Origin of the sequence: Rubrivirga halophila, from assembly GCF_046845755.1 — a bacterium.
Classification (GTDB): Bacteria; Bacteroidota; Rhodothermia; order Rhodothermales; family Rubricoccaceae; genus Rubrivirga.
The window spans coordinates 1,683,233-1,705,653 of record NZ_CP177357.1; the positions used below are offsets into that span (position 1 = coordinate 1,683,233).

22 protein-coding genes are annotated in these 22,421 nt (G+C 72.2%); 9 read left to right on the forward strand and 13 right to left on the reverse strand.

Annotated elements, in window-relative coordinates:
- Positions 1–40: 40 nt before the first annotated feature.
- Together ACLIRP_RS07290 and ACLIRP_RS07295 are read left to right on the forward strand one after the other, a co-directional pair.
- On the forward strand, positions 41–859 hold the full coding sequence (locus tag ACLIRP_RS07290) for a TonB family protein (protein ID WP_412063307.1): 819 nt from the start codon (positions 41–43) through the stop codon (positions 857–859).
- A 2-nt stretch (positions 860–861) separates the two neighbouring features.
- A complete protein-coding gene (locus ACLIRP_RS07295; RefSeq protein ID WP_412063308.1) occupies positions 862–1,632 on the forward strand; it encodes a TonB family protein in 771 nt (256 codons plus the stop codon).
- On the opposite strand, the gene ACLIRP_RS07300 is transcribed toward ACLIRP_RS07295, so the two are convergent.
- Positions 1,550–2,170, reverse strand: a complete 621-nt coding sequence (locus ACLIRP_RS07300) for a putative molybdenum carrier protein (protein ID WP_412063309.1) — start codon at positions 2,168–2,170, stop codon at positions 1,550–1,552. The two genes, ACLIRP_RS07295 and ACLIRP_RS07300, sit on opposite strands and share 83 nt — an antisense overlap.
- On the opposite strand from ACLIRP_RS07300, the gene ACLIRP_RS07305 reads away from it, so the two are divergent.
- The 4 genes from ACLIRP_RS07305 to ACLIRP_RS07320 all read left to right on the forward strand — a co-directional run bounded on the left by ACLIRP_RS07305 (position 2,169) and on the right by ACLIRP_RS07320 (position 4,643).
- On the forward strand, positions 2,169–2,789 hold the full coding sequence (locus ACLIRP_RS07305; protein ID WP_412063310.1) for a LolA family protein: 621 nt from the start codon (positions 2,169–2,171) through the stop codon (positions 2,787–2,789). The two genes, ACLIRP_RS07300 and ACLIRP_RS07305, sit on opposite strands and share 2 nt — an antisense overlap.
- 87 nt (positions 2,790–2,876) lie before the next feature.
- The gene (locus ACLIRP_RS07310; protein WP_412063311.1) at positions 2,877–3,893 is read left to right on the forward strand and encodes a lysylphosphatidylglycerol synthase transmembrane domain-containing protein; all 1,017 of its coding nucleotides are present in this window, start codon (positions 2,877–2,879) and stop codon (positions 3,891–3,893) included.
- Complete coding sequence (locus ACLIRP_RS07315; protein WP_412063312.1) at positions 3,890–4,294, forward strand: hypothetical protein; 405 nt, start codon at positions 3,890–3,892, stop codon at positions 4,292–4,294. Before ACLIRP_RS07310 ends, ACLIRP_RS07315 begins: the two co-directional genes overlap by 4 nt.
- Before the next feature lie 100 nt (positions 4,295–4,394).
- Positions 4,395–4,643, forward strand: a complete 249-nt coding sequence (locus tag ACLIRP_RS07320; RefSeq protein WP_412063313.1) for a hypothetical protein — start codon at positions 4,395–4,397, stop codon at positions 4,641–4,643.
- 149 nt (positions 4,644–4,792) lie between these two features.
- On the opposite strand, the gene rlmB is transcribed toward ACLIRP_RS07320, so the two are convergent.
- The 7 genes from rlmB to ACLIRP_RS07355 all read right to left on the reverse strand — a co-directional run bounded on the left by rlmB (position 4,793) and on the right by ACLIRP_RS07355 (position 12,191).
- A complete protein-coding gene (rlmB, locus tag ACLIRP_RS07325) occupies positions 4,793–5,575 on the reverse strand; it encodes a 23S rRNA (guanosine(2251)-2'-O)-methyltransferase RlmB (protein WP_412063314.1) in 783 nt (260 codons plus the stop codon).
- Positions 5,576–5,684: 109 nt separating this feature from the next.
- A complete protein-coding gene (locus ACLIRP_RS07330; RefSeq protein WP_412063315.1) occupies positions 5,685–7,073 on the reverse strand; it encodes a pyridoxal phosphate-dependent decarboxylase family protein in 1,389 nt (462 codons plus the stop codon).
- On the reverse strand, positions 7,070–8,035 hold the full coding sequence (locus tag ACLIRP_RS07335; RefSeq protein WP_412063316.1) for a prolipoprotein diacylglyceryl transferase: 966 nt from the start codon (positions 8,033–8,035) through the stop codon (positions 7,070–7,072). The genes ACLIRP_RS07330 and ACLIRP_RS07335 overlap by 4 nt, the downstream gene beginning before the upstream one ends.
- A 32-nt stretch (positions 8,036–8,067) precedes the next feature.
- Positions 8,068–9,363, reverse strand: a complete 1,296-nt coding sequence (gene hisS, locus ACLIRP_RS07340) for a histidine--tRNA ligase (protein WP_412063317.1) — start codon at positions 9,361–9,363, stop codon at positions 8,068–8,070.
- Between the two features lie 73 nt (positions 9,364–9,436).
- On the reverse strand, positions 9,437–9,895 hold the full coding sequence (locus tag ACLIRP_RS07345; protein ID WP_412063318.1) for a PTS sugar transporter subunit IIA: 459 nt from the start codon (positions 9,893–9,895) through the stop codon (positions 9,437–9,439).
- 74 nt (positions 9,896–9,969) lie between these two features.
- A complete protein-coding gene (locus tag ACLIRP_RS07350) occupies positions 9,970–11,055 on the reverse strand; it encodes an RluA family pseudouridine synthase (protein WP_412063319.1) in 1,086 nt (361 codons plus the stop codon).
- Positions 11,052–12,191 carry an aminotransferase class V-fold PLP-dependent enzyme gene (locus ACLIRP_RS07355; protein ID WP_412063320.1) on the reverse strand — a complete coding sequence of 380 codons (1,140 nt, stop codon included), beginning with the start codon at positions 12,189–12,191 and terminating at the stop codon, positions 11,052–11,054. The genes ACLIRP_RS07350 and ACLIRP_RS07355 overlap by 4 nt, the downstream gene beginning before the upstream one ends.
- A 134-nt stretch (positions 12,192–12,325) precedes the next feature.
- Here ACLIRP_RS07355 and ACLIRP_RS07360 point away from each other — a divergent pair, with 134 nt between their 5' ends.
- The gene (locus ACLIRP_RS07360) at positions 12,326–13,780 is read left to right on the forward strand and encodes an ATP-binding protein (RefSeq protein WP_412063321.1); all 1,455 of its coding nucleotides are present in this window, start codon (positions 12,326–12,328) and stop codon (positions 13,778–13,780) included.
- 59 nt (positions 13,781–13,839) lie between these two features.
- Complete coding sequence (locus ACLIRP_RS07365) at positions 13,840–15,261, forward strand: T9SS type A sorting domain-containing protein (RefSeq protein ID WP_412063322.1); 1,422 nt, start codon at positions 13,840–13,842, stop codon at positions 15,259–15,261.
- Here ACLIRP_RS07365 and ACLIRP_RS07370 read toward each other — a convergent pair.
- Entirely contained in the window at positions 15,258–16,145 is an 888-nt protein-coding gene (locus tag ACLIRP_RS07370) for a M90 family metallopeptidase (protein WP_412063323.1), read from the reverse strand. The genes ACLIRP_RS07365 and ACLIRP_RS07370 overlap by 4 nt on opposite strands.
- A gap of 151 nt (positions 16,146–16,296) precedes the next feature.
- On the opposite strand from ACLIRP_RS07370, the gene lon reads away from it, so the two are divergent.
- Positions 16,297–18,831 (forward strand): endopeptidase La, encoded by a 2,535-nt coding sequence (lon, locus tag ACLIRP_RS07375; RefSeq protein WP_412063324.1) that lies wholly within the window; start codon positions 16,297–16,299, stop codon positions 18,829–18,831.
- Positions 18,832–18,906: 75 nt separating this feature from the next.
- On the opposite strand, the gene ACLIRP_RS07380 is transcribed toward lon, so the two are convergent.
- The 4 genes from ACLIRP_RS07380 to ACLIRP_RS07395 form a co-directional block, all read right to left on the reverse strand.
- Positions 18,907–19,329: a hypothetical protein gene (locus ACLIRP_RS07380; RefSeq protein WP_412063325.1), complete on the reverse strand. Its 423-nt coding sequence runs from the start codon at positions 19,327–19,329 to the stop codon at positions 18,907–18,909.
- Positions 19,326–19,832, reverse strand: coding sequence for a hypothetical protein (locus ACLIRP_RS07385; protein ID WP_412063326.1), 507 nt, complete (start codon positions 19,830–19,832; stop codon positions 19,326–19,328). The genes ACLIRP_RS07380 and ACLIRP_RS07385 overlap by 4 nt, the downstream gene beginning before the upstream one ends.
- Positions 19,833–19,864: 32 nt before the next feature.
- Entirely contained in the window at positions 19,865–21,511 is a 1,647-nt protein-coding gene (locus ACLIRP_RS07390; protein WP_412063327.1) for an alkaline phosphatase family protein, read from the reverse strand.
- Positions 21,512–21,626: 115 nt separating this feature from the next.
- The gene (locus ACLIRP_RS07395; RefSeq protein WP_412063328.1) at positions 21,627–22,412 is read right to left on the reverse strand and encodes a T9SS type A sorting domain-containing protein; all 786 of its coding nucleotides are present in this window, start codon (positions 22,410–22,412) and stop codon (positions 21,627–21,629) included.
- Positions 22,413–22,421: the final 9 nt, after the last annotated feature.

The following is a 22,421-nucleotide window of genomic DNA, read 5'->3' on the forward strand; positions in this document are numbered from 1 at the left end:
CCTGTGCGTAGATTCGTTGGCACGTCCAGCCACGACTGCCATGCGTCTCCCCCTACTCTCGCTTGTTCTGCTCGCGGCCCTCACTCCCGCGAGCGCCCAAGGCGTGCTCGGCGACGACGGCATTTACGTGCTCGCAGAGACGCCCCCGGCGCCGGTCGGCGGGATGGCCGCCATCGCCGACGCGATCGTCTACCCGGACGCCGCGATCGACGCCGAAGCCGAGGGCACGGTCGTGCTGATGTTCGTCGTCCAGCCCGACGGGTCGCTTGCGGACGTGACCGTCGCGCGCGCCCCCCACCCAGCCCTGGGGGACGCGGCCCTGGCGGCGCTCGCGAGCGTCGGCTATACCCCCGGCCTCGTCGCCGACGCGGCGGTCCCGACACGGGTGAGCCTGCCGCTCCGGTTCGTCCTCCCGGAGCCTGTGGCGGACGCCGGGCCGGAGGGGGTCGAACTGGACGCCGGGCTCGGGTCGTCGCCGGCCGTCCCGATCGGCGGGTGGGAGCGGCTCTTCCGTACCATCGACTGGCCCGACGAGGCGGCCGGCAGCGGCGTCGAGGGCGTGTTCACGATCGCCGTTGACGTGGACGAGCAGGGCCACGTGGCGAACGCCGAGATCGTCGCCTCTGACGTCACGCGCGACGAGGGCCGTCTCGACGTCATCGCCCGCCCCCGGCGCAACCCGGCCGGCCAGCTCCGCAACGTCGACTCGCGCCCGACGGTGTCGTCGGTGCAGCGCGCGATGGAGCAGGCCATCTTGCGGACCGTGATCCCCCAGCGGTTCGTGCCCGAGGTCCGCGACGGCGATGTGGTCGCCGGGCGCGCCCTCTACACCTTCGAACTCTACATCCCCGGTCGCTGATTATGCGCTTCGTCCTCGTTCTTCTTCTGGCCGCTCCCGCCCTCAGCGCGCAGGTGCTGGGCGACGACGGGGTGTACGTACTCGCGGAGACCGCCCCCGCACCGGTCGGCGGGATGGCGGCCATCGCCGACGCGCTCGTCTACCCCGAGGCGGCCCTCGCCTCCGAAGCGGAGGGCACCGTCGTGCTCACGTTCGTCGTGGACCCCGACGGGTCGGTCCGCGACGCCGTCGTCGCACGAGCGCCTCATGCCGCACTGGGAGAAGCCGCGCTGGCAGCCGTCGCCACCCTCCCGTTCACGGCTGGGCTCGTGGGCGACGAGCCGGTCGCGACGCGGATGAGCCTGCCGATCCGATTCGTGCTCCCTGAGACCGAACCGGAGTGGGCCGATCAGCCCGCCTCGCCCGTCGGCGGGTGGGAGCGCGTGTTCGAGCCGTCCGCCTGGCCGCCACGGCTTCAAGGCTCCGAGACGGAGTACACGTTCACCCTGTTTGCGGACATCGACGCCGAGGGGCATGTGACGGACGCCTCGATCCGAGCCGTGGAGAGCGAGGGGGGGCGGATCCGCACCCAGCAAGTGATCATCGCGGAAGAGGAGGTGCCCATGCATTTGCAGGAGGGCCGCCAGCTCCGCGCGGAAGGCGAGGCCGCCCGCGAGCAGATGCTGCTCGACATGGTCCGCGCCGCGCGCTTTACCCCGGAGATCCGCGACGGCCAGGCGGTCGCGAGCCAGATCGAGGTGGTTCTGACAGTCTCGCCGTCGAGCGGGTCGTAACGAGCGCAGCCCCCAGCCAGGCGAGCGCATCGCCGTAGACGCCGGGCGCCTCGCTCTCGCGAGGCCCGGCCACATTGAGCCGCTGGATCGACTCTCGCGCGAGCCACGCCAGCGCCGCCGCTGGGTCGCTCGACGGGTCGGACACGAACACAGGGCGCCCGAGCCGCTGGGCTTCGGCGACCGCTAGCGCTGTCCCGCCCGTCACTGGCCCCGGCGCGAGCACGAGCAGTGCGTCCGACACGGCGACGTTGCGGCGGGTCCGCTCGGCGGGGTCGGCCGATGCCGTCTCGCGCAACGGGTACCGCGCGTCGATGGGCCCGTCCTCGGCCCACCGTCCTGCCGGACACCACCCGGCGACCTCAAAACCGGACGCCAGCGCCGCGTCGAGGGCGGCGCGGTCGACGCCCGACTGGCCTCCGGAGACGATGACGAGCGGCATCTGTGGCGAATGTGTGGCGAGACCGTGGCGCCGCGACCGGCGGCACGCCTGTTGAACGAAGCGCACCCGTCCCCCGTTCACTGGACCCAATCCCACCATGACCTTGCTCCTCTCTCGCACCCTCGCCCTGCTGGCCCTCGTGCTGGCCGTCCCCGTCGCCCAGGCCCAGTCGCCCGAGGCCGTCGCCCGCCAGCTCCAGACCCGCTACGGCGCGCTCGAGTCGCTCCAGGCCCGCTTTGTCCAGACCGCCGGCGGCCAGCGCCTCGAGGGCACCCTGTCCGTCCGCGACCAGGCGTTCCGGCTCGACTTGGGCAGCCAGGTGCTCGTGACCGACGGCGGCACGCTGTGGTCGTACTCGCGCGACGACGCCCAGGTCGTCGTGCAGGACTACGACCCCGCGCGCGTCGGCTTCAACGTCGGCCAGCTGTTTACCGACTACCTCAGCGTGTTCCGCGCGACGGCGGCCACCAAGGCCCGCATCGGCGGCGTGGCCCACGACGTGCTGACGCTGCGCCCGCGCCAGGCCGGCTCGTCGGTCCGCGACGCGACGCTGTACGTCCGCTCCTCCGACGCCGTCCCGACGCGCGTCCGCGTCCACGACGTCAACGGCGGCACGCTGGCGTTTGACCTGCGCGAGGTGCGCCGGAACGCGCCGCTGGCGGCGTCGACGTTCCGCTTCGCCGCCCCGCGCGGGACGGAAGTCGTCGACCTCCGCTAAGTCTCTGCCGAGCGCGCCCGAACCGCGCCGCAGCCGTGTCGTTGGGCGCGGGGCCCCTCCCGGGCTCCGCGCCCTTTTTTGTCCCCGATGTCCGACACCGCCAAGCGACTCCTCTCTCTCGCCGTCAGCCTCGGCCTGGGCGGAGGGCTGCTGTGGCTCGCGCTCCGCGACGCGGACCTGGGAGCCGTCGCACAGGCGCTGGCGCAAGGCGAGTGGGTCTGGTTCCTCCCGTTCGTGCTCGTGAGCCTGCTGTCGATCGTGGTCCGGGCGTGGCGCTGGGGGCTGCTCATCGACGCGCTCCCCGACCGCGACCGCCCCGTCTCGCTCCAGATCACGACCGCGTCCGTCGCCATCGGGTACCTCGTCAACTACGCCGCACCGCGTCTCGGCGAGCTGGCGCGGGCGGCGAACGTGTCGCGCCGGGCGGAGGCCCCGTTCTCGGCCGTCGTCGGGACGGTCGTCGCCGAGCGTGTGCTCGACGTCGTGGCCCTGGCGCTCGTGCTGCTGTCGGTCGCGCTGATCTTCGGCGACCGCGTGGGCGGGCTGCTCGCGATCGCCGGTGAGGGGCTGGTGGCCTCGGCGTCGGCGCTGCCGGTCTGGGCCGTCGTGCTGGGTGGGCTGACGCTCGTCGCGATCGGGCTCGGCGCCGTCTGGCTACTCCGGCGGGGCCGTGGGACGCTGGCCGACCTGCTCGCGCAGTTCCGCGACGGCTTCGCGTCCGTGCTCCGCACCCGCAGGCCCGGCGCGGTCCTGCTGTCGACCGTGCTCCTGTGGGTCTGCTACGGCGCGATGTCCGACCTCCCGATGCGCCTGCTCGGGCTCGACGAGGCGTACGGGCTGGGCTTCGTCGACGCGTGGGCGGTGATGGCGATCGGCGGGATCGGGATGGCGCTGCCGTCGCCGGGCGGGACCGGCTCGTTCCACTACGCGACGGTCCAGGCGCTCACGCTGCTGTTCGCCGTCGCCGTGACACCGGCAGCGACGTACGCCCTGCTCGTCCACGCCTCGGGCGTCGTGTTCTACTGCGTGCTCGGCGTCGTCGCGCTAGCCGTCCAGGGCACGTCCCTTGGTGCCCTGACGGGCGCCGCCCGGGAGGCGGCGTGACCGGACGCCACCTCGCGGCGGGCGCAATCGGGCTCGCCGGGCTCGCGCTCGCCATCGTGTTGCTCGCGCGCGAGTCCGGCCCACTTGCGGCCCCCGACGCCCGTGTGATGGTCGGAGATGCCACGGCCACTCTGCTGGACACCGTCTCGATTCGGGGTCGCCGCGTCGAGGCCTCGCTCGACGGGCATGTGACTGAGATCGACGCCGACGAGACGGTTTGGCTCTCCGTGGCCGGCGACGCGTTCCCGCTCCGGTTCGACGACGGGCACGGACTCGAGGTCGAAGACCGGGTGCTGGTGGTCGGCCGCCTGCGCGCCCGGGGCGGGCGCCGCTGGCTCGACGTGTCGGCGTGGTCGGTCGTGGTGGCGGACGTGCGGGCACCGTCGGGCGCCGGGCTCTAACCATTCACGTACGGACTGAGACCGTTCGCAAGGGTGGGATGGGATTGACACAGCATGCGGGGGTACCGTGCTATCAACAGACCCGCCGCCCCTACCCGATATGGAGATCACGCTCGACCGAAACCCCCTCGGCGACCTCGTCCCGGACGAGATCTATCAGGTGCTCGCCCAGCACAACCTGCTCAACGAGAAGGGCGTCCGCGACTACAAGATCCGGCAGCAGTTCCGCTCCATGCGCGGCGAGGACGTACCCGCCTACGAGGCCATCGAGGAGCTGCGCGAGCAGCACCCCTACCTCCAGTTCGACACGATCCGCAAGATCGTCTACGGGCTTCGGCGCCGCTCCTAGGCGCCCCGGCCGCGCCTCCTCCCGCGCGGCCCGACGAGTCTCCCCATGGGTTGGGTGAGAAACGGGCCCGGCTCGGCCGGCCCGACAGAGGGAAGGCGGGGTGGCCCCGGGCCGCCCCGCCTTTTTTTGTGCGAGCGGCTCGCGAGCGTCTAGTCCTCCCGCGTCCGGACCGCCGCGAACAGGGCGATGCCGGCCGCCACGGACGCGTTGAGCGAGTCAACCGGCCCCCGCATCGGGATCGACGCCAGCACGTCGCAGGCCTGGCGGACGCCCGTCCGCAGGCCGCTGCCCTCGTTGCCGATCACGATCGCGACCGGGCGGTCCCAGTCGTAGTCCCAGACGGTCGTGGCCTCGGCCGAGCCGGGGTCGTCGGCCAGCCCGATCACCCAGTAGCCGCGCTCCTTGAGGTTCTGGATCGCGTCGGTGAGGTTGCCCGTCCGCGCGATCGGGAGCTGAAGCGCCGTGCCGGCGCTCGCCTTGACAGCGACGGCCGACAGCGGGGCCATGTGGCGCTCCGGCACGATCGCGCCCGCCGCGCCGGCCGCGACGGCGCTCCGCAAGATCGCCCCGAAGTTGCGCGGGTCCTCGATCTCGTCGAGCACGACGAGCACCGGCTTCCACGCCCGCACGTCGTCGAGCGTCGGCGCGACGCCCGCCAGCATGTCGTCGAGGTCACGGTACGCGACCGGGGCGACGACGGCGACCACGCCCTGGTGCTCGACCTGGGGCGCGAGCGCGTCGATCTTCTGGCGCGGCACCATCTGGGCCGGGACGCCCGCGGCCTTGGAGGCGCGGCGGATCGCGTCGATCGCACTCCCGTGGACGCCCTTCTGGAGGTACACCTTTTCGATCCGCCCGTCGGCGCGGTCCAGCGCCTCGCGGACGGGGTGGCGGCCGGCGAGGACGTCGGTGCGGGATTCTCGGCGGGCCATCGGAGGAATGGGGAACGAGGAAAGGGAACGGGAAGATGCAAGCGGACAGAGGGACGCCGGGCGTTCGCCGCGCGAGGATGGCCGGAACTTTCCACCATCCGCCCCTCCCCTATCCCGCCAACTCGTCGAGGCGATTCACCAGCCGAGGCGCCCAGGCCTCGTGCTCCGGTTTCATCAGCACGCTCCGGAGCACCCGCGCGGCCTCGGCGTCGCGGTTGAGGCCGGGGAAGGCGGTCGCCAGCCGGTCGGCGGACAGGCGGTACAGGCTCACGAACACGGGGTCGTCGGGGTCGTCCATCCCGCGCTGGAAGGCGGCGGCGCTGCGGCGGTCGATCTCGGAGACGGACACCGAGTCGGGCGCGTAGACGACGATGTCGGTCTCGGGCGCCAGCACGGGCGCCAGGTGCGCGGACTCCCCGAGCAGCCCGTGGAACGACCGCGCCGCGCGCAGGCCGGCCGCGAGGATCAGACCGAGCCCGTCGTCGGCCGCGAGCGGGAGCGCCTTGAGTGTCAGCCACAGCGCGCCGGCGGCGGCGCCAGGGCGCGAGCACTCGAGGCTGATCTCGCCGAGGTGCAGCTTGTCGGACGTGAAGTAGGTGTAGGGCGAGTCGTGCCGGTAGTGGCGGCCGACGGCGGGGTCCGAAAACAGGACGGCGCCGCAGCCATACGGCTGGAGCCCGTGCTTGTGCGGGTCGACGACGACCGAGTCGGCGTCGGCGATGGCGCGGAAGTGGCGGGCGGGAAAGTCGCGCGGCGCCGCGCCGTCCGCGAGCAGGCGGAAAAAGCCGCCGTACGCGGCGTCGATGTGGACGCGCGCGCCGTGCGCGCGGCACAGCGGGATGGCCTCGGCGATCGGGTCGACGGAGCCCAGCCCGGTCGTCGTCGCCGTGAGCACGACGGTCCCGATGTCGCCCCGGAGGAGTGTGTCGTTGAGCGCGTCGAGGTCGATCCGCCCCGCGCCGTCGCTGGCGACCGTCGCGCAGTCGACGCCCAAGACGTGCGCCATCCGGGCGTGCGTGTAGTGGCCCTCGGCGCTAACCGCGATCCCCTTCCCCCCCGTCTCCTCGCGAGCAATGAAGAGCGCTTCGAGGTTGGCGACCGTCCCGCCGCCGGTGAGGTGGCCGAGCGGGGTCTCGAACCCGAACATCGCGCCGAGGTCGGCGATCACCTCTTTCTCCATCGCGCTCGTCGGCGGCCCCCCGTCGAGCGCGTGGTTGTTGGGGTTGATGCGCGCGGCGATCGCGTACGCCGCGAGCGCGATGGGGTGCGGCGGCTTGAGCATCTGCCCGGCGTAGCGCGGGTGACCGAACGGATACATCCCGGGCGTCTCACCTCGGGGCGGCGCCGTCATCCGGAACAGATATTCGTCGACCGCGCCTGCCAGCCGGTCGGCGTCGACGGCCTGCGACGGGTGCGGCTCGAACGCGCCGAACCCGGCGTCCCAGGCGTCGAGCGCGGCATAGCCGTCGCGGACCAAGGCGAGCGGGTCCGGGATCACGCGGCCTCGACGGCGGGCGCCGACTCACGGGTGTCGTCGCGGCGCTTCGATGTGAGCGCGAGCCCAACCAGGCCGGCGGCGATGAAGCCGAGCGAGATGAGCTGCGACTGCGGCAGGCCAAAGGCCGCCTCCGGGTTGACGCGGATAAACTCGATGGTGAAGCGCTGGAGGCCCGCGAACACGCCGTAGAGCGAGATCAGCCACCCGGCCTGGAACGGGTTCTTGCGCAGCGCCCACAGGATCGCCGCGAGCACGCCCGCCATCGCGAACTCGTAGAGCATGGTCGGATACACGCCTGTCGGGTTCTCTAAGAGGCACTCCGCGCCGCGCTGCGTCGCGTTGAAGACCACGGGGTCGACGCCGCCCATAAAGTTGTTCGGGAACGTCTCGCTCCACAGGAAGCCCGGGATCCAGCCCGGCTTGTTGGCCAGCGACGAGCACACGCCCCAGTCGCCGTCGCCGGAGAGGTAGCACCCAATCCGGCCGATCCCGTACGCCAGCATGAGGCCGGGCGCGGTCGCGTCGGCGAGGTGGGCCCGGTGGACGCCCTTGCGCTTGGCGTACCACAGAATCGCGACGCTGCCCAGCAGGATGCCGCCGTAGACCGTCAGCCCGGAGCCCGAGAAGAACATCCCGACGGGGTCGGCGGTGAACTCGTCCCAGTAGTCGAGGATGTGGAACAGCTTGGCGCCGAGGACGCCGAAGCAGCCGGCCATCAGCGCCATGTTCCACAGCAGCGCCGAGGGGCTCGTGCTGGCGACGCGCTCGCGCCCCTTGGCATCCTTCACCTTGGCCTTGACCGACGCCATCCACCCCAGCGCGTACCGGCGGTCGACCTCGATCCGCGTCATGGCCGTGGCGACCAGGATCGCGATCGCGACCATCAGCCCGAACGAGTACATCGGGATCGGGAACTCGAACCCGAACAGGTCGCGGGTGATGTCGCTGATGCGGGGGTACATGCGCGTCGGTGGGTGAGCCGGAAGGTAACGGGCTACGCCTGGCGCTCGCGCACCAGCACGGCAGCCAGCTCGGCGATCGGGACGGGCCGCTGCTCGCCGGCCACGAGATCGCGGAGCTGGGCCACGCCCTCGGCCAACTCGTCCTCGCCGACGACGACCGCTTGCGCGGCGCCGGAGCGGTCGGCGGCCTTCATCTGGGCCTTCATCGAGCGCCCGCCGAGCGCGAAGTCGACCGCCAGCCCCGCCTTGCGCAAGGTTTGCGCGATGCCGAACGTGGCCGCCTCGGCCGCCTCGCCAAGCGCGACCACGAACACGTCGGGCGCCGTCTCCTCGGGCAGCGCGTAGCTCTGCGCCTCGAGGGCGATAAACAGCCGCTCGATGCCGGCCGCGTACCCGACCGCCGGGACGCGCTTTTTGGAGCCGACGTCTTCCGCCAACCCGTCGTACCGGCCGCCCGCCGCGAGCGCGCCCTGGGCGCCCAGCGCCCCGTGCTCCAGCTCGAAGACGGTCCGCGTGTAGTAGTCCAGCCCGCGCACGAGCAGCGGGTCCTCGATGTAGGGCACGCCGAGCCCGTCGAGCAGCGCCTTGACGCGCGCGTAGTGGTCGCCCGCCTCGGCGCCGACGAAGTCGGTCAGACGCGGCGCGTCCGCGAGCAGGGCCTGCTCGCGCTCGTCCTTGGTGTCCAAGATGCGGAGCGGGTTGGTGTCGAGCCGCTGGCGGCTGGTCTCCGAGAGGTCGGCGGCGTGCGGCTCGAAGTACTGGCGGAGCGCGTCGCGAAAGGCCGGGCGGTCGGCGGGGTCGCCCAACGTGTTGAGGCGGAGCCGCGTGTCGGCGATCCCGAAGGCGTCGTAGACCGCGCGCAGGTTGGCGATGGTCTCGGCGTCGGCGCGGGCGTCGTCGGAGCCGATGAGCTCGGTCCCGAACTGGTGGAACTGCCGAAAGCGCCCCTTCTGCGGGCGCTCGGCGCGGAAGCACGGCCCGATGTAAAACAACCGCTGCGCGCCGCCGCGCTGCTCGAGGTGATGCTGGAGGTACGCCCGCATCACCGGCGCCGTGACCTCGGGTCGGAGCACGTACGTCTCCTTCGTCCGCTCTACGGTGAACATCTCCTTGCTGACGATGTCGGTCGTCGCCCCGACGCCGCGCGCGACGAGGTCGAGCGGCTCCAGGATCGGCGTGCGGATCTCCTCGAACGCGAACCGGTGCATCACCCCGCGCACGACGCCCTCAACGTGGCGCCACGCGGCGCTGGCGGGCACGGTGCTCCCGCCGGTGTCGTGGGCGTCGGGGAGGACGTCGAAGGTGCCGCGGATCGTCTGGAAGGCCATCGTGCCGGTGCGAGAGGAGGCCGAAAGGTGCCCACGGCCCTGCGCCCTCAGGGCGTGCACTCTGCGAAATCCCCTACTCGGCGGCCAGCAGCACTGCCAGCAGCGCCTCGGCCGTGTCCGCGTCCGCCATCTCGCGTCGCACGTGGGCCCGGCTGAGCACGCGCGAGACGTGCGCCATCAGCCGCACGTGGCCCGTGCGGGCCGCTTCCGGCCCGGCGAACAGCACGATCAGGCGAACGGGCTCGCCGTCGATGGCGTCCCAGGCCACGGGCTCGGCCAGGGTGCACACCGCCATCACGGTCTCGGTGACCGCCGTCGTCCGCGCGTGGGGCAACGCGAGCCCGCCGCCGACGCCGGTCGACAGCAACGCCTCGCGGGCCGCCACATCGGCCGCCAGCCGGTCCGGATCGGCGACGCCGGGCTGGCAGGTGACGAGCGCCAACACGGCGTCGAGCGCCTCGGCCTTCGAGGAGGCCGGGACGCCGACGCCGACGCGGTCGGAGCGGAGGAGCTGGGCGAGCAGGGCGGGCACCGGGAGACGAGCGACGGGACAGAGCCGAAGGTAGCCGTGCGGACCGACGGCCCCGGCGTTCCCTCGTCGGCGGGCTAGGCCTGCCCCGCGCCCTCGACGCGGCGCAGTCGGTCGACCACGTGCTGCATGTCGTCGGGCAGGGGCGCCTCGAACGACAGGTGCTCCCCCGTCGTCGGGTGCACGAAGCCCAACGTCGCCGCGTGCAGGGCCTGGCGGGGGCCGAGGGCGTTGAACAGGTTGCGCATGAACGCCTTGCGCGAGCCCTCGGCCGAGCCGTAGACGATGCTGTCGCCGCCGTACGTGGTGTCGCCGAAGACCGGGTGGCCGACCGACTTCGCGTGCACGCGGATCTGGTGGGTCCGGCCCGTCTCCAGCTGGAACCGGACGAGGGACGTGAACCCGAACCGCTCGACGGGCTCGTACGTCGTCGCCGCCCACTTTCCCTCGCCCTCCGGCCGGACCGAGATCTTTTTGCGGTCGCGGGGGCTCCGGCCGAGCCACCCCTCGACGCGGCCCGCCTCCTCGACGTCGCCCCACACGAGCGCGAGGTATTGGCGCGAAATCGTGCGATTCGCGAACTGGTCGCCGAGGTGCGCGGCCGCCACGTCCGTTTTGGCGACCACCATCAGGCCCGTCGTGTCCTTGTCAAGGCGGTGCACCAAGCCTGGCCGGACCGTCGGATCGCCCTCGTAGCGCGGCCCGGCCGCGGCGACCGCCAGCCCGATGTCGTCGTCGTCCGCGTCCTCGATCTCGTCGCCCGCGAGCGGCCCCGCGCCGACGTGTTGCAAAAGCGCGTTGATGAGCGTCCCCGAGCGGTGGCCGTACGCGGGGTGGACCACCATCCCGGCGGGCTTGACGACGACGAGCAGCGTGTCGTCCTCGTAGACCACGTCGAGCGGGATGTCCTCGGGCTCGATCTCGATCGGCGGCGGGCGCATCACGCGGCACACGACGGTGTCGCCGGGCTGGAGCTGCGTCGAGACCTTGGTGATCGTCTTGCCATTGAGGTCGACGCGGCCCTCCTTGATGGCGCGCTGCACCTTCGAGCGCGTCGCGTTCGCCGTTTTCTCGGTGAGGTAGAGGTCGACCCGGATGGGCGACTGGCCAGGCGGGACGTCGAGCGTGAGCACGACCTCGATCTTGTCGGGTTCGGTACTCATGCAATCTGGGGGGTGAAGGCGGCGACGGTGTCGAGGGCGCGGTCGATGGCCTCGGGGCGCGTCTGGGCGTGGACGGCGAACCGGAGCTTGCGGTCGCGGAGCGAGGCGAAGATGCCGGACGCGGCGAGATGGGCGTGGAGTGGCACTGGATCGTCCGCGTGCACGGTCACGATCCCGGAGGCCGGTGTGCCGAGCGGGCCGTAGCGGCGGAAGCCGAGCGCGTCGAGGCCGCTGGCGAGTCGGGCGGCGTTGGCGAGTACGGCGCGCTCCAGTTCGTCCAGCCCGAGCGCCAGCATCGCGCCGAGCGCGGCGTCGAGGGCGTAGAGCGCGGCGGTCGGAAACGTGCCGAGGTGGAACCGGCTGGCGTCCGGGTGGAGGTCGAGCGAGACGGCCTCGAAGTCGTCCCAGTCCACGGGCCCGTTGAGCCAGCCGCGCGCCGGGACGAGCCGGTCGCGCAAGCGGTCGGACACGACGGCCAGCCCAGCGCCCTGCAGCGAGCCGAGCCACTTGTGGCCGCCGAACGTGACGAGGTCCGCCAGCCCGGCGTCGACGCGGACTGCGCCGGCGGCCTGAATGGCGTCGACGACGAACAGAACGTCGTGCTGGCGGCAGACCTCGGCGATGGCGGCGAGGTCGCAGCGGAAGCCGGACAGGAACTGTACGGCCGAGACGGCGACGACGCGCGTCTCGGGCCGGATCGCGGCGGCCACGTCGTCGGGCATGAACGTGCCCTCGCGATGGTCGATCGCGTCGACCTCGACGCCGCGGTGCGCCAGCCCGAGCCACGGGAGCCGGTTGGCGGGGAACTCGCAGCTCGGCACGGCGACGCGGTCGCCCGGGCGCCAGTCGAGCCCCTGGACCACCAGGTTGAGCCCGGCCGACGTGTTGGGCACGATGCACACCTGCTCCCGCGTCGCGTTCACCAGCGCCCCGCCGCGTTCGCGGGCGCGGTCCGCGCGCTCCAGGTCGGCCGGGTAGTCGTTCGGCGCCAGCCCTGGGGTCTGGCCCGCCCGCTTGGCGACGTAGCCGGATACGGCATCCGCGACATGCTGGCCGAGAACGCCGATGGCGGCGTGGTCGAGGTAGACGCCGGCGGCCGGGGCGTCGAAGAGGGCGCGGTAGGCGTCGAGGGTCACTGCGGGGGGCGAATGGCGGGAGCGGCAAGGTGCCTTCGGGTGGGAGCGGGCGCCAGCCCGGGCCCGCCGAGATCGGCGGAATTTGGCCCGGCCTGTGGCCCCTCTTCGCTCCCTGTCTCACGCTAGCTTCACGCATGGCCGTCCCGTCCCCCCTCCCCCTCGCCACGCCCGAGATCCTGACGGCGCTCGTGTCGCCCTCGGGCGAGCGGCTCGACTGCAACGAGGCCTGGCGCGAGGTCTTCGGCGACGACGGCGTCTGGGGCAAGCTGCCCGTCGAGGACGCCCGCTTCGCGCAGGAGTACGCCGTCGACGCCGCGCGGGGCTCGACCGTCACACACCAGGTCTTTTTGCTCGACGGCGACGACGGGCCGACGCCGGTGCTCCTCCACTTCCACCCCATCCGCCTCCCGCATCTCGACTCGGGCCACTACCCGATCTCCGTCTTGGGCGAGGTGCTCCGCGAGCCCGCGTCGTGGGCCGCCGAGCAGACGCGGCGGCGGCGGATGGAGATGCTGGGCCGAATGGCGATGGGCATCGCCCACGACTTCAACAACCTGCTGACGTCCGTCCTGGGCCACGCCGAACTCCTCCGTTCCGACCTCGCGCGCCTCGGCGCCGACGCCGGCTCGCGCGACCACCTCGTCTCGCTGGAGCGCGCCGCGAACGACGGCGCGGCGCTCGTGCGCAAGATCCAGCAGTACATCCGCAACGAGAAGCAGGAGCGCGCCGAGCCCGTCGCGCTCCACGAGATCGCCGAGGAGGTCCTGACGCTGACCCGGCCGTACTGGCACAACGAGCCGCGCCGCCGGGGCATCGCGATCGAGGTGGAGACCGACCTCCGCCCCGTCCCCACGATTCCCGGCGCGCCGACCGAGCTCCGCGAGGTGCTGGTGAACCTCGTCCTTAACGCCGTCCAGGCCATGCCGGCCGGCGGGACGCTGACGCTCGCGACCGAGCGCGCCGACGGCACGGCCGTCGTGTCCGTCGGCGACACGGGCGTCGGGATGCCGGACAGCGTGCGGCGGCGCATCTTCGAGCCCCTGTTCACGACGAAGGGCTCGGGCGGGACGGGCATGGGGCTGACGATGAGCCAGGGCATCGTCCAGGAGCACAACGGGCGGATCGAGGTCGAGAGCGCGCCCGGGCGCGGGACGCTCTTCCGGCTCGTCTTCCCCTTTACCGCCCACGAGCCCGCGCCGGAGGCCGCCCCCGAGGCCGCGCCGCAAGCGACGGGCGCCGGGCTCCGGCTCCTCGTCGTCGACGACGAGCCGATGGTGCGGACCGTCACGGCCAAGCTGCTCCGTCTGCGGGGCCACACGGTCCGCGAGGCCGACGGCGGCCCCTCGGCGCTGAAGGAGCTGGCGGCCGACGCCGACCTCGACGCCGTCGTGACGGACCTGTCGATGCCCGACATGAGCGGCCGCGAGCTGGCCGCGGCGATCCGCCACCGGCACCCCGGCTTGCCGGTTTTGCTCTTGACCGGCGACACCGACGCCGAGGCCGACGGCGCAGATGTGGCGGCGGTCGTTAAGAAGCCGTTCCAGCTCGACGCGCTCGACGCGGCCGTGCGGGCATTGGGGCAGGAATGACGGGACGAATGAGACTGGTCGGCGGATCTAACCTTCCGCTCCATCCTCCAGCCACACGAATGCGAGCCCTGGCCCTCACACTCGTCCTCGCCGCCCCCTTTGCGGCAGCCCAGACCTTTCAGTCGTCACCGATCGACCTCACGGCGGGCGGCGCGCTCGATCCGGAGATCGCGTGCGCGGCGACCGCCAGCAACATCGACGGGCCCGTCCTCTTCTGGTTCGACCGGGGGACGCAGACCCTGTACCTCGCGCGGACCGACTCCGGCACGCCGGTCACCTTCGAGTTCGTCGATGCCGCGACGCTCGACGCCGAGACGGGGGTCGACGTGGAGGACTGCCAGGCGGCGGCGTTCGACGAGAACGGCGAGGTGCTTTACGTCGCCCTGACTGCCGCGGACCAGGACTTTGTGCTGGCGCTTCCGTTTACGGAGACAGGCGTGGACTACGAACTCATCACCGACCCGGCGACCGGCGCGGGCGACGGGATCGTCGGACTGGCGCCGGTCGAGGGGCAGCTCTACGTGGCCGTCCGGTCCGACCGGAACAACCCGCCTGCTGGCGGGGCCTTGCCACTGGCGGACGGGTTTTACCGATTCGACGCGCGCGGCGAGGGACAGACGGCAACCCTGCTCGCGGCCGACGCCGACCTTAGCCTCCGTGGCCTCACCGCGACGGCGACCGAGAACGCGCCGCAGCCCGGCCTGTTCGCCCTACTCGCGATCTCGGACGGCGACGGGACGCCTCCGCTGCAAGACGTCGTCGTCGCACTCACCGACCCGACCGGATCGCCCGGGATCGGTGTGTTCGCGAACCCCTACGTCGGCACGGTCGCCGACGGCTCGGTTTTGCCCGCCTCGTGTGCGGCGGGCGGGCTCGTGGACGTCGTCTCGGCCGTCGAGGCCGTGAGCAAGGGCCCGGGCAGCGTCTCGCGCACCGAGGGCATCTTCGTGGTCGCGGAGTGCACCGACGGCGTCGTGATCGTGCGGTACGAGCCGGGTGAGCTTGGGGAGATCTCGGCGACCGAGGCCACGATCCTCGACGACCTCGGGCGGACGTCGCCTGGGATCACCCCGACCGGCACATCCACCCTCCTCTACTCGAACAACGTCGACGACGACCTCGACACGCTCGTGTTCATCGGGAGCAGCGAGGACGGCGGGGCCGACGAGGTTCTCATCGCGACCGGCGCGTTCGTGACCCCGCTGGAGGCGGACCCGGACGCCGGCCTCCACCTTGCCGTCGGGCCCAACCCCGCCGGCTCCCGGCTGACGGTGACAGCGAGCGCGTCCGGAGCGTCCGAGGCCGAGGTCGTCCTCCTCGACGTGCTCGGCCGGCGCGTGGCCGACCTGTACCAGGGTCCCCTCTCACCGAGCGGCCGGGCGCTCACGCTCGACACGGCCGCGTTCGCGCCGGGGATCTACGTCCTCCACCTCCGGACCCCCGACGGCGTCCTCACCCGGACCGTCACGCTCGCGCACTAGCCGCGCCAGCGCCGCGCGGCCCAGCTGGCGCCGTGCTCGACCTCGCCCTCGTCGGGCGGCGTGTAGCCGTAGAAGGCGACGAGCGCCTCGAACAGCTCGTCGTGGTGGTTCCGCAAGCGGGCGGGCCGCTCGAAAAACTGCTCGGTCGCCACGGCGAACAGCTCGGCGGGCGCGCTCCCGGCGTACGACCGCAGGATCCCGTCGCCGCGCTGCGCCCGGCGCATCTCGCGGCGGACGAGGTCCGACCACGCGTCGGCGGAGCGGGCGTCTAAAAAGTGGGGCACGCCGTCAGCCTCCCAGCCCTCGAAGTCGAACACGTGCGCGAGTTCGTGGAGCACGACGTTGCTCCCGTCGTCGCGCGCCCACCCGCGCTCGACGGCCCGCGTGGACAGCACGATCGGGCCCTGGGAGTGGACCATCCCGTCGAACACGCCGTCCTCCTCGTCGCCGTACGCCTCGTCGAAGGTGTCGGGCACGAACAGGACCGTCCGCTCGGTCGGCAGCTCCCAGTCGGGGTGGCCGTGGAGCAGGACGGCGGCGCCAGCGGCGACCGCGAGCCGGAGCGCGTCGGTCGCCTCGGCGCCCCCCGCGCCCTCGAACTGGAGGCCCTCCAGCGCGAACGCCACGTCGCGCTCGAACCGCTGGCGGTCCGGCACGGCGGCGGCGGCGTAGACCGAGACGTTCTCCGCCAGCCACGCCTTCGACGACGCGGGCAGCGGGCGTCCAGCGACGGCCAGGCGGCGGAGCGGCTTGCGCAGCGCGGCGCCCAGCACGACGAGCCACACCGCCAGCCCGACGAGCGCGCCCGACACGGCGCCCGCCCCGCGCGCGACGGCCAGGCCGACGATCATCGCCACCACGGCGCCGCCCAGGGCAGGGGTCACGAGATCAGAGGGCCGGAGTGCGCGCATGGGGAGCCGGAACGGGACGGGAGTCTACGGGTGCGCGCCGACCGGCCGATGCCCCGCGACCGCAGACCGCCCCGGATCGCGGTGCGACCTTTGGCGTCCCACCCTGCCCGCTCCCTCCGATCGAATGCGCCCGCTCTCCCTGCTCCCCGACGACCCCGAGCAGTCGATCCCCCTGCTCACGCCCGACGAGGAGCGCGAGATGCACTCGGCCTCGCTGCCGGACTCGCTCCCCATCCTGACACTGCGCAACACGGTGCTCTACCCCGGCGTCGTGCTGCCCATCACCGTCGGGCGCGACGCCAGCCTCAAGCTGGTCAAGGACGCGTACGCGGGCAACCGGATGGTCGGCGTGGTCGCCCAGAAGCGCGCCGAGGTCGAGAACCCCGGGCCGGACGACCTGTACCGCATCGGGTCAGCCGCGACCATCCTGAAACTGATCAAGATGCCCGACGGCTCGGTGAGCATCGTCATCCAGGGCAAGCGGCGGATCGAGGTCGAGGAGTACGACCAGCTCGAGCCATACCTCACGGCCACCATCAAGGCCATCCCCGAGTCCCCGCCCGAGAGCGACGACGAGGTCGAGCTCGACGCGCGCGTCCGGTCGATCAAGGAGCTGGCGGTCCAGATCGTCAACCTGTCGCCGAATCTGCCGAGTGAGGCGGCGTACGCGATCCAGAACATCGAGAGCCCCGGTTTCCTCGTCCACTTTATCGCCTCGAACCTGCAGATCGACGTCGAGAAAAAGCAGTCGTTGCTGGAGACGCGCCCGCTCCTCGACCGCTCCCAACTCGTCCTCGACTTTTTGAATCAGGAGGTGCGCGTGCTGGAGATCTCGGAGGAGATCCGCTCGAAGGTCAAGACGGACGTCGACCAGCAGCAGCGGGAGTTTTTCCTGCGCCAGCAGCTCAAGGCGATCCAGGACGAGCTGGGCGAGACCGAGGGGTCCTCGCGCGACGCCGACGAGCTGCGCGACAAGCTAAACGAGCGCCGAGACGAGCTGCCGGAGGCCGTCATCGAGACGCTCACCAAGGAGCTCACGAAGCTGGCGCGCACGAACCCCGCCAGCCCCGAGTACGGCGTCGTCCGCAACTACGCCGAGACGATCCTCGACCTGCCGTGGGGCCACACGTCCGACGACAAGCTGGACATCGCGCGCGCCGAGGACGTGCTCGACGAGGACCACTACGGGCTCGAGGAGGTCAAAAAGCGGATCCTGGAGTACCTCGCCGTCCTCAAGCTGAAGGGCGACATGAAGGCGCCCATCCTGCTCTTCTACGGCCCGCCCGGCGTCGGCAAGACGTCGCTCGGCAAGAGCATCGCGCGGTCGCTCGGGCGCGAGTTCCACCGCATCTCGCTGGGCGGCGTCCGCGACGAGGCCGAGATCCGGGGCCACCGGCGGACCTACATCGGTGCGCTCCCGGGCCGCATCATCCAGGGCTTGAAAAAATCGGGCACGAGCAACCCGGTGTTCATGCTCGACGAGGTCGACAAGCTGGGCACCGACTTCCGGGGCGACCCCGCGAGCGCCCTGCTCGAAGTCCTCGACCCGGAGCAGAACGACTCGTTCAACGACCACTACCTCGAGCTCGACTACGACCTCTCGAAAGTCCTCTTTATCGCGACGGCCAACTACCTCGACTCGATCCCGGCGCCCCTCCGTGACCGCATGGAGGTCATCGAAATCAACGGCTACACGCCGTCGGAGAAGCTGGCGATCGCTAAGCGGTACCTCGTGCCCCGCCAGTGCGAGCGCAACGGCTTGCGCGAGGACCAGTTCTCGATCACCGACGAGGCCCTCCTGCTGCTGATCGAGGGGTACACGCGCGAGTCGGGCGTGCGCCAGCTCGAGCGCACCATCGGGTCCGTCATCCGCGGCGTGGCCAAGACGGTCGCCCTGGATGAGGCCGAGCGCGGCGACGTCGAGGTGGGCGACATCGAGGGCTTCCTCGGCGGCCGCAAGTACTACAACGACGTCGCCGAGCGGACCGAGGTCCCGGGCGTGGCGACCGGGCTGGCGTGGACGCCGGTCGGCGGCGACATCCTGTTTATCGAGGCGTCGGTGAGCCGGGGCAGCGGGCGGATGACGCTGACAGGCAAATTGGGCGACGTGATGCGCGAGAGCGCGCAGGCGGCCCAGTCGTGGGTCCGCGCGAACGCCGACACGCTCGGCATCCCCGACGACGCGTTTCGGTACTGGGACCTCCACGTCCACGTCCCGGCCGGCGCCGTGCCCAAGGACGGGCCGAGCGCGGGCGTGGCGATGACGGCCGCGCTGACGAGCATTTACACGCGCCGCTGCGTCCGCCACGACGTGGCGATGACGGGCGAGATCACGCTCCGGGGGCAGGTGCTGCCGGTCGGCGGGATCAAGGAGAAGGTGCTCGCGGCACGGCGCGCGGGGATCGCGTGCGTCGTGCTCCCCGAGAAAAACAAGAAGGACGTCGACGAGATCAAGGACGAGGCCATCGAGGGGCTCGACGTCCACTACGTCAAGCGGATCGACGAAGCGCTGGACCTTTTGCTGGAGCCGGAGGGGACCGAGGACCCCGTCGAGCTGTTCACCGTCTCGGACCGCGAGAAGCAGCTCTCGGCGCCCCCGCCCCCGGGCGGCCCGATCGTGGTTTCGGACGGCGAGCCCCCCACCCCCGTTATGAACTGAGCCGGCCCGCCCCGGGCCCTCAATAGGTCCAACGCAGATCAGAGGGTAGGCGGACGGATCGCCCCCGCGGCCGAGCTAACTCGCGAGGGGGTGTCGCCAGGCAGCCGCCACGCCGAGGGCGGCCGCCAGCGCCAGCATGCCGGGCGCGAACAGCGGGTTGCCCCCGGTCGCCGCCTCCGCGACGGTCCCCAGCGCGGTCAGGCCGGGGTCGATCTCGCGGGCGAACGCCGCGTTCCCCCAGCCGTGGAGCGCCACGCCCGCGATGGCGCCGATCCCGACGACGAGTCCGAACACCTTGAGCGACCCGAGCGACCGCGGCGACGGCGCTCGAGCCGCCCAGGCGACGGCCGCGAGCCCGACGACGATCAGGACGAACGCGATCCACTGCTGCCACTCGCCCCAGTGCTCGACGAGCACCAGTTCGACGGCGCCGCCGACGTAAGTGACCGCGGCGGCGGCCAGCAGGAACCGCCGCAGCCCGCGTTCGGTGTCGGTCACCGCGCCACGAAGACGCTGGCGCGGGCCCAGTCGGGCGCGCTCGCCGTGGCCTCGTAGGCCGCCTGGAAGTCGGCCATCGTCGCGTACGGACGCCCGTCGATGAGCAGCTCGGCGGCCTCGGCCGAGACGCCGGGGAGCTGGGCGAGGGTCTCCGCGTCGCTCTCGTTCATGTCGACCGGGACGAACAGGTACTCCTCGTACGCGGCCACCTGCTCCTCGTCGACGTACTTGCCGATCTCCTGGCGGAACTCGCGGATGCTGGCGTAGGGCCGGTACTCTTCGAACTCGTGGACCATCCGGTCGCCGACGCCCGGGATGGTGCGCATCTGCTCCTCGGTCGCCGTGTTGACGTCGAAGGGCGCGGCGGCCTCCGTGATCACATCATCGGTGTCGACGGCGCGGTCGATCGCCCCAGCGTCGACATCGGGCGCGGACGCGGGGTCGTCGGCCGACTGGCAGGCCGTGAACGTGAGGGCAAGGGCGAGGGCGAGAAAGCGTGTCATGGGGTCGAGAACGTGTGGTTGGAAAGGTAGCGCTAGCGCTCGACGCCGAGCAACGACAGGATGAGCGGGGTCACGTCGAGCTGGGTCGGGCGGTCGCCGACGGCGGCACGCACGGCCTCGCGGACAGAGGCGCCGTCACCCCCTGGCCGCGCGACGGCCAGCGTGATGTGGCTCTCGCCCGGCGACGCGCCGCCATGCGCGGAGTGGCGTGGTGCGCCAAAGTAGAAGCGCTCGTCGATGGGCCGTTCCGATCCCGCCTTCGCCAGCAGCAGGACGTCGCCGGCCCGGTGGCCGAGCGGCCCGTCGGTGAGCCACCCCAGCCGGCGCTCCAGATCGACGAGGTCCGGGCGCGGCGTCGCCCGGAGGTAGTCGGCGACGGACACGAGCCGATCGCCGTCGAGCACGCGGTACGGGGGGGACGTCTGGCCGGACGGATCGGAGGCCCGGGCGAACACGAGGTCGAGCGCCCCGGACAGCCCGCCGACGGCCGAGGTGTCCGCGAGGGAGGCGTCCCGGAGGGCGCGCGCGAGCGGGAGCACGTCGGCGTCGAGCCTCGGCGCTCGCGACCAGTCGCACGGCGCCCCCTCGGCGCACGCCGTCCCGTTCGCCACGTACAGCATCGCAACGGCCTCGTCGTAGATCATGACGACGTTCGCATCCGACGAGTCGGCGCTCACCGTGAAGTCGCGGAGCCGGTACCCGAGCGAGTCCAGCAGGGCCGGCGGCTCGTCGTCCCCACCCGCATCCAGGCTGTGGCGGTCGTCGGCGAGCGTGTCGGCGTGGCCGTGGTCCGAGACGATCAGGATGGTGGTCGTGTCGAGCGCCCCGCGCTCACGGTAGAGCTCGAGGAGGCGGGCGATGTCGGAGTCGAGTTCCTCGGCGATGTAGGCGAGTTGGGCCTCCTCCCCGCCCGCGTGGGCGACGAGGTCGACGCCGGGGAAGTAGGCGATCTGGAGGTCCGGCAGCCCGTAGCCCTTGATCCCCCGCTCGACGCCCTCGACCGTGTCGTCGTCGATCTCTTCGTAGGCCTCGTCCTTGCCGCCCAGGACGGCGCCGAGCGCGCCTTCGATCAGGTCCCCAAAGTCGTTGAGGTCGGGCGGGGTGAGCAGGTCGGCGCCGCGGTACACGAACCCGACCGAGACGTGCGCGCGGACGTCGGCCCGTTCGAACAGCGTTGGGGCCTGGATCACCTGGCTCATCAGGCTGTCCGACCAGATCGACAGCGTCTGCTCGATGCTGCCGACCGACAGCGGGACCGGCGCGAAGGTCGCCAGCGAGTCCCGGTCGTACCACTCGTTGCCGGTCACACCGGTGACCGCGGGCGCGGCGCCGGTGAACACAGCGGCCCAGCCCGCGGCCGTTTCGGAGGGGAAGACGGCAGGGACGCGGGACGCGACGTAGCCGTGCTCGCGGAGCCCGTCGCCGAGGTCGGCCCCGAGGAGCGCGCTCAGCGTGGGCATCGCTCCGGACGCGAGGGCCGCGGCGAGTCGGTCCTCGCCGACCCCGTCGAGCGCGATCACGAGAACGCGGTCGGCTGCACCCGCCGGGCGCATCGGAGTGCGGAGGACGCGCTCCCCTCCTTCAGCGATGAGTTCGGCGGCTTCGTCGAGCGTCCCGCCGATACCGGCGCACGCGGACAGGGAGAGGGCAACGAGGGGCAGGAGAACAAGGCGGCGCATCTGACTCGGGGAGGGAGCCCCGTCAACGCCCCGCCCCGCGCCGGGCTCCGCCCGAACGCACGAGAGCCCGAGCCGTCACCGGCCCGGGCTCTCGGATCGCACGGTGGACCGAGCGCTAGCGGACGACCTGCACGGTCTGGCTCTGGCGGGCGTCCCCGATGCGCAGGACGACGACGTAGGTGCCCGGCGCGAGCCCGGCGAGGTCGAGGTCCACGCGAGCGGGCGACGACGGCTGGACGACCCCGTCGAACGCCCGAGCCACCTCGCGGCCCTGCACGTCGTACAGGGTCACGGTCGCCTCGGCGAGCGCGTCGCTGACGACGGTCACGGCCGCCCGGTCGCTGGCCGGGTTCGGCGTCACGACGGAGAGCCCGAAGGACTCGGCCGCGCGGGACGCGGCGACCTCGGGCGTGAGCACGTCGGGAGCGACGTCTTCGACCACCGGGCCGGGGCGCACGCCGGCCGGTCGGCCATTGTCGAGCGGTCCGTCGTACGGGGCCGCCGTGAGCATGCGGGCCTCAGCGAGCGCCGCGCTCTCAGCGGTCCGGCCATCGATCAGCGGGCCATCGTAGGGAGCCACGACGCGCAGCGACGCTTGCCGGGCCGAGTCGACCGTGCGGCCGTTTGTTTCCGTGCGGGCCTCGTGGAACGACCGATGCTCGGCGAGCGCGATCGTGGAGGCCGGGTCGTCACGGTCATCGATCGCCGGTCCGGGCGGCCGTGGTCGGAAGGGCGGCGCGTAGCCGGGGTCTCGGTCGTCGACGTCCGGCCCGGCATTCGTGACCGGGGGCGCCGACTGACCGCCGGGGTCGGCGTCAACGGGGCGGCGCTGGGCGTCGGGCGCCGCCGCGAACGCGACGGCGAGCACGACGACGAGCGCGGGTTGGAAGAATCGGGTCATGGGATCGGG